This window comes from Streptomyces sp. NPDC048197 (assembly GCF_043202395.1).
GTDB classification, from domain to species: Bacteria; Actinomycetota; Actinomycetes; order Streptomycetales; family Streptomycetaceae; genus Streptomyces; species Streptomyces siderophoricus.
The window spans coordinates 680,526-692,760 of record NZ_JBIDAJ010000001.1 but is presented as its reverse complement, the minus strand read 5'-3'; the positions used below and the strand labels follow the sequence as shown (position 1 = coordinate 692,760).

Here is a 12,235-nt window from a genome sequence, read left to right as displayed (position 1 = left end):
GCCGAAGACGCCACCGGGCGGGGGCGGGTTCCGTACGGGGTGGGCGTGTGGGATCCCCCACTGCGGCTCCCCCTGCGGCTCTGCCGGCGGTCCGGGCAACGGTCCGGGCCGTCGCCGGGGTCGTCAGTCGCCGATGCCGATCAGCGCCAGGGTGATGTTGTCCGGCCCGCCGGCCTCGATGGCGGTCTTCCACAGTTCGAAGGCGGCCCGACCGGTGTCGTGGGCGCGCAGGAGGTCGGCGAGGGTGGGCTCGGGGACCGGGTCGGTCAGGCCGTCGGTGCACACCAGGTAGCGGTTGCGGGGGGTGAGCGGGGCGGTGGTGACGTGCGGGGTGATCTCGTTGTACGTCCGGGTGCCGCCGAGCGCCTGGGTGACCAGGGAGGTGGTGCGGTGGCCCGGGGCGAGCGGCGGGCTGTCGTCCACACTCATCCGGTGCAGGCCCTCCTCGGTCACGGACAGCACCCGGCTGTCGCCGACGTTGAAGACCACCAGGGACTCGCGCAGCACGACCGCACCGGCCACCGTCGTACCCATGGTGCCGAGCTCCGGGTCCCGGCCGGCGGCCGCGTACACCGCCCGGTTGCAGACGTCCAGGGCCTCCCGCACCGCCTGTTCGCTGCCGAGGCCGGGGCCGACCGCGGCCAGTTGCCGGACGGTCAGCGCACTGGCCACCTCGCCGGCCGGCTGTCCGCCGATGCCGTCGGCGACCGCGACCACCAGCGGGGTGCCCAGCGGGAACACCAGCGTCTGCGGGTTCTCGGTCACCGTGCCGCACAGCGTCCACGGCCCGGCCACCAGGCTGTCCTCGTTGTGGTCGCGCAGCAGCCCGGGATGGCTGAGGGCGGTGACGGTGATGTACGGCATGGCGGGTCCCGTCTGTCGGCGGCCGGCGCGGGCCGGCCGTGGTCAGCCCTGGCCGACGGTGCCGCCCAGCGTGCGGCGCCGCAGGAGCCGGGTGATGTCCTTGGCGGTGACGATCCCGACGAGGTGGCCGCCGTCGACGACCAGGATGCGCGGGCCGGTGCGCAGACCGATCCGGTCGATCGCCTCGCTCAGCTCCTCGTCCGGGGCGGCGACCGCGCACTGCGACAGCGGCACCGCCGCCTCGCGCACCCGCAGTGTGTCCCGTTCGGCCACCGGTACGGCCGCCAGCCGGCGCAGCTGCACGAGCCCGCTGGGGCGGCCCTCGAAGTCCAGCAGCGGCAGCGCGGAGTGGTGCGCGGGCACGGCCACCTCGTCGATGAACCGCTGGACGCTCAGCCAGTCGGCGCCGCTGGTCACCGGGGCCGTCATGGCGTCCGCGACCCGCAGGCCCCGCAGCTCGGTGTGGAGCGCGGCGCGGCGGTGTTCCGCACCGGCCACAACCATCACGAAGAGCCCGACGAAGACGATCCACAGTCCGCCCGGCGCCCCGCGCAGCACGGAGATCCAGCCGCCGGCCACCAGCAGGACGGCGAGCACCTGACCGCTCCGGGAGGCCGCCAGGTCGGCCCGCTCGCGGTCCCCGGTCCGCCACCACAGGACGGCCTGGACGACCCGCCCGCCGTCGAGCGGGACGGCCGGCAGCAGGTTGAAGACGCCGAGGAAGAGGTTGGCCCAGCCGAGCCACATCAGCACCACCGCGGGCACCTCCGCCCAGCCGGTGAGCTGGTGCAGCCCGATGCCCGCGCCGAGCGCGGCGCCGCCGATGAGCAGGCTGGTGAGCGGGCCGCTGACGGCGACCAGGAAGGCCGCCGCGGCGGTCTTCGGCCGGCCCATCCGGGTCATCCCGCCCAGCGCCCACAGCGTCACGTCCTCGACGGAGATCTGCTTCCGGCGGGCGGTCGCGGCATGGGCCGTCTCGTGCAGCAGCAGGCTGCCGGTGAGCAGCGCGGCACCGACGACCCCGGCGAGGGCGTAGACCGCGTCCGGACGGCCCGGGGTCCAGGCGGGCAGGGCCTGCCGGCCGAGTCCGTAGGCAAACATGACCACCAGCAGGGGCACGCTCCAGTGCATCCGCAGCGGTACCCCGGCTACCTGTCCGACACGCACCGAGCCGTTCATCGCCGTCTCCCACGCCCATTGTCGCTCGCGGGCCGCGTTCCCCGCCGGACGGACTTCGCCGGACGGACGTCCTACGCTGGTCGTACGGCCGCGAGCGCGGTCGCGCCGTCCGTACCGGGCTCTGCCGGAGGTGCGCCATGGGGCACAGCCATCACTTCCACCTTGATCAGGGGGGCCACTCGATCACCGTGAACGTCGGCCCGGGCCGGGACGGGGAGCTGGAGCTCCTCGTCGACGGCAAGGTGGTCGCGTACCGCAAGCACCACGCGCCGGGGATGAACGTGCTGACCGGCGAGCTGCCCGACGAGCCCGTCCACCCCTTCCGGGTCCTGCTGCGGCAACCGCACCTGGTGCCGTCCGTGCCGCGCTGCACGCTGGAGCTGGACGGGGTCAAGCAGCCGATGCCGGAGCGGCTGGTGCTCTGAGCCGGGGCGCGTTCGGCGGGCCGTCCCCGGGGGCCGTGCCGGCCCGATACCGGGGGCGGGCCGTGGCGCGTTCCCGGACGAGGTCCCGGGGAAGGCCCGTCCTCAACGGCGGCACCCCGGCCCGAGTTGTTGGGCCACCCGGCTGATTCTGGCCGACGAGCGTTTTACCTCCTGCGGGTTGAAGGGGGATGCGGACCGGCGGGCGCAGCACGATACGTCTGGCATCGGAACGATGAACAGGCGAGGGAGCATCGTGAGAAGACTTGCGCAGGCGGGCACCGTCATCGGGGCGTGCGGGCTGGTGCTGCTCAGCACCAACACCGCCCAGGCCGTGACCATTCCGGGTGAATCACTGCTGTCGGCGGCGGTCGGGGCCGATCTCGGCACCATCACCGGCATGGTTTCGGGGGTGGTGTGCAACAACCGCCTCGCCGATTTCCACTACAAGTCCCCCCGGGTCAACTCGCCGTCGCCGCAGCCCTGCATCAACGGGCCGGTCAAGAGCGGCAACAGCCTGCACAGCGGCAACTTCATCAACCACGGCAACCCGAACAACAGCGGCAACTTCGCGAACACCAACGGCTCGACCAACAGCGCCGACTCGGTCGCGGGCGCCTCCCAGGGCAGCGGCAACACCATCCAGAAGATCCTCAAGCTGCATCCCTGACCCGTCCGCACCTCACACAGCGGCCCCGCTTCCCGGTACGCACCAGGAAGCGGGGCCGCCGCAGTTGGCCGTCAGATCTTGGTCGATCCGGGACCGTTGTGCTGAATGTCGTTGCCGGTGTGGTTCTCGGCACCCGTCGTGCCACCACTGTCGACGTTGGTGTTGCCGTTGCTGTTGGTCGGGCTGCCGCTGTCGCTGTTGTTGCCGGACATGTGGACGTTCTGCGAGTTCTTCGTATTACCGGAGTTGACCGGTCCGTTGACGCAGACCCTGGACCGCGGCGAGCAGCGGATGATGGAGTGGAAGGAGGCCCAGACGTCGCTGTCGATCACGTTGCCGCCCGTTCCGAACCCCCCGTACCCGCCGTCCCAGGCCATGGCGGGGCTGACCCCGCCGGCGGCCAGGAGCATGCCGCACGCTCCTGCGATCACGATGCTGACACGCGTTCTCTTCTTCACTGTGCGCTCCTGCACTTCGCGGTGGATGAACCCGCGGTCTTGCTACCGGGCGGGCCCGCCTGCACCAAGCCTGAGCAACGGCCCGTCCCCCGCATTCACCCTCTCCGACCACTGGATTCACCGTGACGGCCCTCGTCCTGCCGGCACTCCGCGTCCCGGACCGCTACGCCCGAAGGCGCAGCCGCTGGCCCGGGTGGATGTGGTCCGGGCCGTGCGGGAGCCTGTGCTTGTTGAGCTCGTAGAGGGCCTGGGTGCCACCGGGGACGTGGTGCCGCTCGGCGATGACGGAGAGGCAGTCGCCGGTGCGGACGACGTAGCTCGCGCGGTTGGGGTGGTGGTACGCCGCGGCACGGACGGACGCGTGGGGCCGGGCCGGCGGGGTCTGCTGCGCCTCCTGCCCGGCGTCGGCGGGCACCTGCTGGTCCGGGGCCGTCGTCCGGGCCGTCTGCTGCGGCGGGACGGAGGCCCGCGGGGCCTCCTGGTCCGGCACGGAGGTCCGCGGGGCCTCCTGGTCCGGCACGGAGGTCCGCGGGGCCTCCTGGTCCGGCACGGAGGCCGGCGGCGCCTGCTGGCCCGAGGAGGTGGCCCGGGGGGACTGCTGGGTGTAGGCGCAGCGCGGCCAGGCGGAGAGGCCGCGGTCGCGGACGATGCGCCGGCCGACGGCGATCTGCTCGGAGCGGGTGGCCAGGTCGGCCCGCGGGGCGTAGCGCGTGCCGCCGTAGGCGCGCCAGGTGGCGGGGTCGATCTGCAGGCCGCCGTGGTAGCCGTTGCCGGTGTTGATGTGCCAGCGGCCGTTGCTCTCGCAGTCGGCGATCCGCTCCCAGTCGGGCACCGGCGACCCGGACGGCGCCGCCGCGGTGGCCCGGTGGACAGCGAGGCCGACGACGGCCAGCACGGCGAGCAGCACGGACAGGAGGGCATGAGCGGACCGCTCGGCGAGGGGCGACGGCATCACGGGATTCCTCCGCTGTGCTCCGGCTGTGCCGTGACGCGGTACTCGCCACGACCGGTGGGCACGCACCAAGTAACCCGGCAATATGGTTTTCGGCATGCCCGGCGGGTGCGACATGCGCGAGTTTCACCCGGGTGGTCCATTGCCCGTCCGGTACCGGTTCCGTAGCGGTCCCTTACCGGTGCCGTCGCCCACGCCCGCCCGCGTTATGGCCCGAATTCCGGCCAGTGGCGGAATTCCACACCGGCCGGATTCGGCCCGGATGTGGGAACGGGCATTCAGCTGACCGAATAGGCGAAGGAAGGGGCGAGCGGCAGCGGTTCCGGGGTCGCCACCGCGAACTCGTAGGAGGGGGAGAAGGTGAAGTTCCGTACCGAAACCGGAACGTCGACGCCATAGGGGCCGGGCACGGTGACCGTGCCGTGATCGGCCGGGAAGCCCGCCTCGATGCGCTCCGGAGCGATGGACAGCCCCCCGCCGGCGGCCTGCATGGCGGCGTCCTTGCGGACCCAGAAGCGGGTGATCATCCGCTCCCGCTCGGCCTCCGGGAAACGGTCCGCGGCGTGCAGCTCCCGGGCGGTCAGCACCTCGTACGGGGTGGGCGGCGGCGGGCTCCCGCGCCGCACCGACTCCACCGAGAAGCCCATCTGCCGGGCGTCCTCCCCGCAGGCCACGACCAGCAGGCCGCGGGTTCCGTACAGCTCCCAGTAGCCGGCCTCGGCCATCGCGGTGCTCACCCGGGCCGGGAGCCCGGCCAGCAGCCAGCGGCGGGAGGCGTCGTCGAGGGTGGCCGCGGAATGGCCGTTGAGCCCCAGGCAACTGTCCGGGGACAGCGCGCTGCCCGAGCCGCGGAGGGCGGCGGGCGAGCCGGCGGCGGAGGGGGAGGAAGGCAGGTACGACAGGGAGGGGGAGGGGCGCAGGGAGGACGGGGACGACGGGGAGGGGCCGTCCTCGCCGATCGGGACGATGAATATGGGGACGGGGGCGAGGGGCGCCAGGCGGGGCCGGGCGGGGTGGTGCGGGCGGCCGGGGACATCCTGGTCAAGGTGCCCCGGACAGAGTTCGAGAAGAGCGGCGTTCGTTTCCACGTACTTTCCGTCCTCCACTGGTGAGCGGTGCCAAGACTGCCCTGGGTGAGTGGCAGCCGGTCAAACAGCTGGAGTCTCCCCCTATTCCACCTACATCGATCGATACAGACAGCCCAAGGTTTGCAGATCCTCCGGATCCTTCGAGTCATCCCTCCTGCTGATGTCCGGCTACATACTTCGATGTACGGGAGACCGACCCAAATTCGGGCGCCAGGGCCAAGAGAACGGGCAACGCCCGGAAGTACTGTCCTCGTGTGTGGTTACGTCTTTTCAGAGGTACGAACGCGCGCCGCCCTCCCCTGCCGCTCCGTGACCTCAGGCTGGCCGTGGGCTTTTTCGCCGCCTGTCTGATTCTCTACGTCCTGGGCGGGTCCCGGGTGATGGGCGACATCCCCGTCTGGCAGGCCGTCCTGCCGGTGGTGGTGCTGTGCACCGCGAGCGCCTTCCGCAGCACCCTGCCGACGGCCGCAGTCTCGGTCGGCACCGTCACCGTCCTCGTGGAAATGACGTCGAGCGGCGGCCTCGGCCCGGTCCTGGTCTACACCGACCTGCTCTACGCCGCGGCGCTGTACGGCGCGCCCTGGCTGTGCCGGGTGCTGCAGTTCGGGACGGTCGCGGTCACCGTCGCCACCACCATCACCCTGATCGCGCTCAGCGACCGTTCGGAGGGCGTGACCACCGGCGTCATCGTCGCGATGCTGCTCATCTCCCCCGTATGGACCGGCATCCTGATACGCAACCACAAGGAGCGCGCCGACGCCGAGCGGGAGCGCGCCGCACAGATCAACCGGCTCGCGGAACTGGACCGCAAGACCGTCCTGCAGACCGAACGCACCCGGATGGCCCGCGAGCTGCACGACCTGGTGGCCAACCACCTCAGCGCGATCGCCATCCACTCCAGCGCGGTGCTCTCCCTGACCGAGGCCCGGCGGGCGGAGAACGGCGACACCGGGGCGGCAGGGGCGGCCGGGTCCGCAGGGGCGGCCGGGGCTACCGGGGCAGCAGGGACGGCCGGGCCCAGCACCACCGCCACCGCGGCCCCCACCGCCCCCGCTGAGGACGACCCGGTCCTGCGCGCCCTCGCCGTCATCCGTGAGAACAGCGTGCAGGGGCTGGCCGAAATGCGCCGGATGGTGGTGCTGCTCCGCTCCGACCGGGGCGTCGACGACGACTGGGACCGGCCGCAGCTCAACGCCCTGGGCGCACTGGTCGAACAGGCCCGCCCGGCCGCCGACGCCGCCGCGCTGACCCTCCACACCGAATTCCCCGAGAGCTTCCCCGAGGTCTCATCGGTGATCGAGGTGACCGCGTACCGCATCGTGCAGGAGGCGCTGACCAACGTGCTCAAGCACGCCTCGTCGGGCCGGGTGCGGATCCGCTGCGAGGCCGGCGCCGAGCAGCTCACCATCTCCGTCGACAGCCCGCTGGCCCCACCCGACGCCCCGTCCGACGGACGCACCCGGCAGCGCCCGGTGGCCCCGCTGACCAACGGCGCGGGCGCCGGGCTCACCGGCATGTCCGAGCGGGCCGCCCTGGTCGGCGGCATCTTCGACGCGGGCCCCGACCGGACCGCCCCGGGACGCTGGCGGGTACGCGCGGTGCTCCCGCTGACCCAGAACACGTAACGAACCGCAACGGGGGCGATCACGCGAGATCCGGAGGACGAGAGGTGGACCGACAGTGGAGGATCTAGTGGAGGATTTGGTGGCAGCGGAGGAGCTGCGGGACGCGCCCGAGCGGCCGTCGTGCATCCGGGTCCTGGTGGCCGACGACCAGGCCGCCGTCCGGTCCGGCCTCGTCCTCGTCCTGCAGACCGACCCCGGCATCACCGTCGTCGGCGAGGCCGGGGACGGCGAGGCGGCGGTCCGCATGGCCGCCGAGCTGCGCCCCGACGTGGTGCTCATGGACATCCAGATGCCGCTGCTCAACGGCGTCGCCGCCACCCGCCGGATCGTCGAACGGCAGCTCGCCGAGGTCCTCGTCCTGACCACCTTCGACATCGACGAGTACATCTTCGGCGCCCTGCGCGCCGGCGCCGGCGGCTTCATCCTCAAGAACGCCGAGCCGACCGTATTGGTCGGCGCCGTACGCGAGGTCGCCCACGGCGAGGGCTTCCTCACCCCGGCCATCGCCCGCCGCCTGATCACCGAATTCGCCCACCGCCCCCCGTCGGCCCGCCCCTCCCTGCCGCACGGCACCACCCAGGCCCTCGACACCCTCACCAAACGCGAACGCGAAGTCCTCGCCTGCATCGCCCGCGGCCTCCCCAACAGCGCCATCGCCGCATCCCTCAACCTCGCCGAGGGCACGGTGAAGACCCACACCAGCCGCATCCTGTCCAAACTGAACCTCCGCAGCAGGGTCCAGGCGGCGATCCTGGCCCAACAACAGGGCCTCTAGCGGCTGGCCGCTGGCCTCCGGCCTCTGCCGCACGTACCTGGCTTTCCCGCCGCGGGGCTTGGTCGCCGTTGCGCTTTGCGGCGCCGCGTACGTAGCTGTCCGTCCCGCCGCGGGGCTCACTCGCCGTAGCGCCTGCGGCGGGCTGGGTGGGTGTCGGGTGCGGTGCCAGCCCTCCAGACTTCGTCCTCCGGTCTGCCCCCTCCCGTTGGGGGATGGGAGGAGGCCGGTGGGGGCTGGGGCCCGCCCTATCCCGCGGCCGGATTCACTTCCTTGGTTCGCGCCCTCACCCACACCCGTTCGCCTCGTCGGGTCTCGGGCTGTCAGTCCTCTTCGGACGCCGGCTCCCCGACGATGAAGCCCCGCAACGGTGGCCGATCCTCACCACCGACCGCACCTTCCGCGGCCTTCATGGCGGCCACGAGATCGGCGTACTCAGGACGGGTCCACTCCATGGCGTTCCTTTCGTCGGGGGTTGGCGGCCTAACCCTTGGGCTTCGGAATCGGAACGATGGGGCCGCTGTCGTCCGAATGCTGGCAGGAAGCGGCCACGGCCACCAGGTCGTCGTCCGGCGGGCCCCAGAGATCGAGGTCGACGCTGTATCCGGCCTCCTCGATCAGGGCCGTGGAGCGCCCGATGGCGTCCTTGTTGTAGCGGCTGGGGTCCGGCGACTCGGGCCTGTGGTGAACGAAGCAGCCGAGGGATCGGCACAGATCGGCGTAGGTGTTCGTGTGCAGGATGAGGGCATGCCAGCCGGCGTCGACCACGCGGGAAGGTACGAGGCGCGCGGTGGGGAATTGGGCGCAGGCAGCGACGAACGCCAACGCCTCGGCCACGATCGCCGGAGCGTCATCCGCCTCAACGTCGGGATTGTCGGTGCGGAAGGTGGCGCACACGGACGCAAACTCGTCAGGGCGCAGTAAGGAACGGGCAGACTTACCCATGTGGTTCTCCTTCGGTGGGGTGTGATGCCTCTCGGTGAGGCCCGTGCCCGTCCCGGTCGAGCTGTCCGGCCAAGGAATTCCGCCGGGACGGGGGTCTCCTACTGACCGCGGTTACCAGCGCGCCGGCCGAAGACGCGAGCAACGGTCTCCGCTACGTCCGCACTGAGCCGGGGAGCGCAATTCCCGCAGAGGGTTTTGATGACGCAGGGGCCGGTAGCGGTGTCGATAATGACGTCCCGCAGATCGACCGTGCTGCCGCAGTCGCAGCGCGCGGAGTCGGTCACCGTCCGCCTCCGGTGATGCCGACGGCGAGCACGAGCACCAGAGCAGCCAGGTATGTCACGTGCGTGACAATCCTTGCGATCGCACGCTGACACGGCGTCATGCGAGCCTGTCCACCAGCGCGGCGCGGGCACTGTGATGGTCGCTCTCGCCGAACGTCGTACACGTCCAGCCGCCAGCCTCGACGATGCGCCGCTGAAGCAACTGCCGGTGGGTGTCATCGGTCGCCAGCCGGCCCCAGGTGTGGACCAGACACAGCACCTCTCGGCGCCCGCGCTCCTTCCGCATGGCGTCCAGCAAAACGGCGAGCTGCGGTCGCTCCGTTCGCATCGCCTCGGCGCCGAGGTCCACCCAGCGGCTCGCAAGCACCCACCCCATGCCGTCCGCATAGGTGTGGCAGCCGGTCAGACGCATGTCCAACTCATCGCGAGCGCGCACCCCACGGCTCGTGCACCGGTCGTAGACGAACGCCAGCGGTGCTCGGTCACCGGGCGGGGCGATATTTCGACTGGAAGGCATAGCGGCTCCTGGGCGCACCGTCGTTCGGCTCAACGTCCCTTAAGAATCGTCCTGTTGGCACCGCGCATCGAGGACTTCCAAAGGACTTTTGCTTGCGGCAAAGGGGACTTACGTTCCCTTGAACGGGTGATGAGTGGCCAGCACGAGGACTCCAGAGGGACACTGACTCACACCCACGATGGAGGTGCACTGTGCCGCGTGCCGCAGGAAACTCCCGACTCAAGTCCGCCCGTCTGGCGGCTGGTTACCCCACCCAGCAGGCCTTCGCCGAGGCGCTCGGCGTCGACGTCCGACAGGTCCGCCGCTGGGAGTCCCAGAAACCACCATGGCCGCACCCGGACATGCAACAGCGCCTCACGGACCTCACCGGCCAGGACGTGAAAGCTCTCGGTTTCACTCCACCCACCGGCCGTGACCACCCGCACGGGCAACGGCGGCTCCAGCCTCTCCCGTTGCGGTCTTGGGGCAGCCACCGACCGGTCGTTCCTTCCCAGTCCCCCGTGCCGATGCAGCCTGCCTCGGTGGCGGTCGACTTCGAAAGCATCACCCGTTCTCACCGTCGCATGTACTGGTCCCTAGCCCCAGCTGCCCTGCACGCGGGCATCGTTGCCCACGCGGAGCTCGGCTGTTCCCTGCTCACCGAAACCGCCGGCCGGACACGTCGCACCGTGGCCGCCGCTCTGGCGGAGACATGGCTGCTCGCAGGCCGGATCGAGTTCTTCGACCTCGACCTCAAAGAACCCGAAGAAGCCGGCGCTACGCTACTTCGGGCGCTGCAAGCTGCCGGCGAGGCAGACGACGCCCTGCTCGGCGCAGCGATCCTCGCTCACGCCGCCTTCATCCCCGGCTGGGCCGGAAACCGCGAGGCCTCGGCAGAGCGCATGGTGGCCGCTCGTACGTACGCCCGTCGTGGCCCGGCCTCGGCCGAGTTCCTGGCATGGCTCGACGCCGTTGAAGCCGAGTGCGAGACGAGGTGCGGTAATGCACGCACGGCTCTGCACTTGATCAACCACGCCGAGGACACCCTCAAAGCCGGGTCCGAGCACCCCACACCGGCCTGGATGGACTGGTTCAGCCCGGTACGACTGGCAGCGTTCAAGGGAAACACCCAGCTGAAGGCAGGGCACCTGCCTCAAGCGCGCACCACCTTGCTCAGCGTCCTGGAGAAGCTGCCGGCCTCCGAGGACAAACAACGCACCGTTGTCTACGGCGATCTGGCCGCTGTAGAGGCAGCAGCCGGCCAGCCGGAGGAAGCCTGCCGGTATGCCTGTCTGGCCCTCGATCAGCTGGAAACGACCTGGTACGCGACGGGCATGGACCGGGTCCGGGAAGTGCGCCGGGCGCTGGCTGCACACCAGCACGAGCAGTGCGTCCGGGACCTGGACGACCGGCTCTACGGGTGGACCACGACGGTCAGTGCTCTTGCCCGTTGAACTTCGCGATCAGCTCTGACAAGTCAGCAAGAGACTCGATTCGGAACGTCGGAAGATCGCGAGCCTCCGCCGTGTTCCACTGGATCGTCGCCCACGGGCCGCGGTGAATGAGCGCAGTGTGCATCCCCGCCGCCGCGCCCGGCCGCAGATCGTTGTCCACCCGGTCGCCGACGTAGAGGATCTCGGAGCTTTCGTACGGCACGACTTCGGCGACCCGCTCGAAGAAGAGCAGGTCCGGCTTACTGGCACCCCAGTCGTCCGATGTGCCGATCAGGTCGACATCCTCCGCGAACAACTCCCGGAGGATCTTTCCCGCCCGTACGGTCTGATTGCCTGCGATGCCGAGCCACAGCCCCTCTGCGCGCAGCTGCGCAAGCGCGGGCCGCACGTCCAGGTAGAGGTCGCTCTCGTCGAAGTGCTCCGGCTGACCGGCATCCGCCCGGGCTTGCCGCTGCTCGTAAAGATCAAACCCGGGCGCGAACTCCTGGAACGTCTCCCGGTAGTCCCGGCCCTGCGCGATGACTGCACCGAACATCGCCGCAAACGTGTGCCGGGGTACACCGAGCCAGTCGGCCCACGTTCCGTACTCCCGCGTCTCGTCGACCAGACATTCCCCGACATCGAACACCACAGCCCGAATCATGCGAGCACCTTACTGACCCGGTCCCATACATCGTTGACCGAATGGTAGGGGTGGGTGGTGGGGGTGGAGCGCTTGCTCAGCGCACGCGGTTCTACCCGCCCACGTACGCCGCAGGGAGCTGCACACGCTGGTGCGGCTACCGGCCTGCCGCCCGTTGAGGCGCGAGCCCTCCGCCCACGGCGCGCGCGTAAGTGATCACGTGTCCCCCACCGGCCCCTTCCCACCCACTCACGGGAGGGGACAGACCGGAGGACGAAGTCTGTAGGGCTGGCACCGCACCCGACACAAAACGCCCGCCGCCAGGCGCAACGGCGGGCGAGACCCGCGGCGGGACGGCCGACAACGTACGGGGCGCCGCAAAGCGCAACGGCGAGCAACAACCG

14 protein-coding genes are annotated in these 12,235 nt (G+C 70.9%); 5 read left to right on the top strand and 9 right to left on the bottom strand.

What is annotated here, in order from left to right; translation table 11 throughout:
- Nucleotides 1–123 precede the first annotated feature (123 nt).
- Both ACGF4C_RS03115 and ACGF4C_RS03110 read right to left on the bottom strand, forming a co-directional pair.
- Nucleotides 124–864, bottom strand: coding sequence for a PP2C family serine/threonine-protein phosphatase (locus ACGF4C_RS03115; RefSeq protein ID WP_030411439.1), 741 nt, complete (start codon nt 862–864; stop codon nt 124–126).
- Between the two features lie 42 nt (nt 865–906).
- Nucleotides 907–2,043, bottom strand: a complete 1,137-nt coding sequence (locus ACGF4C_RS03110) for a site-2 protease family protein (protein ID WP_393562756.1) — start codon at nt 2,041–2,043, stop codon at nt 907–909.
- 137 nt (nt 2,044–2,180) lie between these two features.
- Here ACGF4C_RS03110 and ACGF4C_RS03105 point away from each other — a divergent pair, with 137 nt between their 5' ends.
- Entirely contained in the window at nt 2,181–2,468 is a 288-nt protein-coding gene (locus ACGF4C_RS03105) for a hypothetical protein (protein ID WP_030411441.1), read from the top strand.
- A gap of 253 nt (nt 2,469–2,721) precedes the next feature.
- A complete protein-coding gene (locus ACGF4C_RS03100; RefSeq protein WP_393562755.1) occupies nt 2,722–3,135 on the top strand; it encodes a hypothetical protein in 414 nt (137 codons plus the stop codon).
- Between the two features lie 71 nt (nt 3,136–3,206).
- On the opposite strand, the gene ACGF4C_RS03095 is transcribed toward ACGF4C_RS03100, so the two are convergent.
- The 3 genes from ACGF4C_RS03095 to ACGF4C_RS03085 all read right to left on the bottom strand — a co-directional run bounded on the left by ACGF4C_RS03095 (nt 3,207) and on the right by ACGF4C_RS03085 (nt 5,633).
- Nucleotides 3,207–3,545 carry a hypothetical protein gene (locus ACGF4C_RS03095; protein ID WP_393562753.1) on the bottom strand — a complete coding sequence of 113 codons (339 nt, stop codon included), beginning with the start codon at nt 3,543–3,545 and terminating at the stop codon, nt 3,207–3,209.
- A 211-nt stretch (nt 3,546–3,756) separates the two neighbouring features.
- Complete coding sequence (locus ACGF4C_RS03090) at nt 3,757–4,545, bottom strand: transglycosylase family protein (RefSeq protein WP_393562751.1); 789 nt, start codon at nt 4,543–4,545, stop codon at nt 3,757–3,759.
- Between the two features lie 278 nt (nt 4,546–4,823).
- A complete protein-coding gene (locus ACGF4C_RS03085) occupies nt 4,824–5,633 on the bottom strand; it encodes a hypothetical protein (RefSeq protein ID WP_393562750.1) in 810 nt (269 codons plus the stop codon).
- A 326-nt stretch (nt 5,634–5,959) separates the two neighbouring features.
- Between ACGF4C_RS03085 and ACGF4C_RS03080 the strand changes: the two genes are divergently transcribed.
- Together ACGF4C_RS03080 and ACGF4C_RS03075 are read left to right on the top strand one after the other, a co-directional pair.
- A complete protein-coding gene (locus ACGF4C_RS03080; protein ID WP_393562748.1) occupies nt 5,960–7,258 on the top strand; it encodes a sensor histidine kinase in 1,299 nt (432 codons plus the stop codon).
- Nucleotides 7,259–7,337: 79 nt separating this feature from the next.
- Nucleotides 7,338–8,033, top strand: coding sequence for a response regulator (locus ACGF4C_RS03075; RefSeq protein ID WP_393562746.1), 696 nt, complete (start codon nt 7,338–7,340; stop codon nt 8,031–8,033).
- 320 nt (nt 8,034–8,353) lie between these two features.
- Here ACGF4C_RS03075 and ACGF4C_RS03070 read toward each other — a convergent pair whose 3' ends face one another.
- The 3 genes from ACGF4C_RS03070 to ACGF4C_RS03060 all read right to left on the bottom strand — a co-directional run bounded on the left by ACGF4C_RS03070 (nt 8,354) and on the right by ACGF4C_RS03060 (nt 9,776).
- A complete protein-coding gene (locus tag ACGF4C_RS03070; protein WP_393562744.1) occupies nt 8,354–8,485 on the bottom strand; it encodes a hypothetical protein in 132 nt (43 codons plus the stop codon).
- A gap of 28 nt (nt 8,486–8,513) precedes the next feature.
- The gene (locus ACGF4C_RS03065) at nt 8,514–8,975 is read right to left on the bottom strand and encodes a glycine-rich domain-containing protein (RefSeq protein ID WP_393562743.1); all 462 of its coding nucleotides are present in this window, start codon (nt 8,973–8,975) and stop codon (nt 8,514–8,516) included.
- Between the two features lie 381 nt (nt 8,976–9,356).
- Nucleotides 9,357–9,776 (bottom strand): recombinase family protein, encoded by a 420-nt coding sequence (locus ACGF4C_RS03060; RefSeq protein WP_393562742.1) that lies wholly within the window; start codon nt 9,774–9,776, stop codon nt 9,357–9,359.
- A 191-nt stretch (nt 9,777–9,967) separates the two neighbouring features.
- Between ACGF4C_RS03060 and ACGF4C_RS03055 the strand changes: the two genes are divergently transcribed.
- Nucleotides 9,968–11,209 carry a helix-turn-helix transcriptional regulator gene (locus ACGF4C_RS03055; RefSeq protein ID WP_393562740.1) on the top strand — a complete coding sequence of 414 codons (1,242 nt, stop codon included), beginning with the start codon at nt 9,968–9,970 and terminating at the stop codon, nt 11,207–11,209.
- On the opposite strand, the gene ACGF4C_RS03050 is transcribed toward ACGF4C_RS03055, so the two are convergent.
- Nucleotides 11,190–11,852, bottom strand: coding sequence for an HAD family hydrolase (locus ACGF4C_RS03050; RefSeq protein WP_393562739.1), 663 nt, complete (start codon nt 11,850–11,852; stop codon nt 11,190–11,192). The two genes, ACGF4C_RS03055 and ACGF4C_RS03050, sit on opposite strands and share 20 nt — an antisense overlap.
- Nucleotides 11,853–12,235: the final 383 nt, after the last annotated feature.

Coding starts and splice junctions, on each gene's coding strand:
- ACGF4C_RS03090 (WP_393562751.1), bottom strand. CDS start 4,545: ATGCCGTCGCCCCTCGCCGAGCGGTCCGCTCATGCCCTCCTGTCCGTG.
- ACGF4C_RS03065 (WP_393562743.1), bottom strand. CDS start 8,975: ATGGGTAAGTCTGCCCGTTCCTTACTGCGCCCTGACGAGTTTGCGTCC.
- ACGF4C_RS03060 (WP_393562742.1), bottom strand. CDS start 9,776: ATGCCTTCCAGTCGAAATATCGCCCCGCCCGGTGACCGAGCACCGCTG.
- ACGF4C_RS03110 (WP_393562756.1), bottom strand. CDS start 2,043: ATGAACGGCTCGGTGCGTGTCGGACAGGTAGCCGGGGTACCGCTGCGG.
- ACGF4C_RS03115 (WP_030411439.1), bottom strand. CDS start 864: ATGCCGTACATCACCGTCACCGCCCTCAGCCATCCCGGGCTGCTGCGC.
- ACGF4C_RS03050 (WP_393562739.1), bottom strand. CDS start 11,852: ATGATTCGGGCTGTGGTGTTCGATGTCGGGGAATGTCTGGTCGACGAG.
- ACGF4C_RS03095 (WP_393562753.1), bottom strand. CDS start 3,545: ATGCTCCTGGCCGCCGGCGGGGTCAGCCCCGCCATGGCCTGGGACGGC.
- ACGF4C_RS03105 (WP_030411441.1), top strand. CDS start 2,181: ATGGGGCACAGCCATCACTTCCACCTTGATCAGGGGGGCCACTCGATC.
- ACGF4C_RS03070 (WP_393562744.1), bottom strand. CDS start 8,485: ATGGAGTGGACCCGTCCTGAGTACGCCGATCTCGTGGCCGCCATGAAG.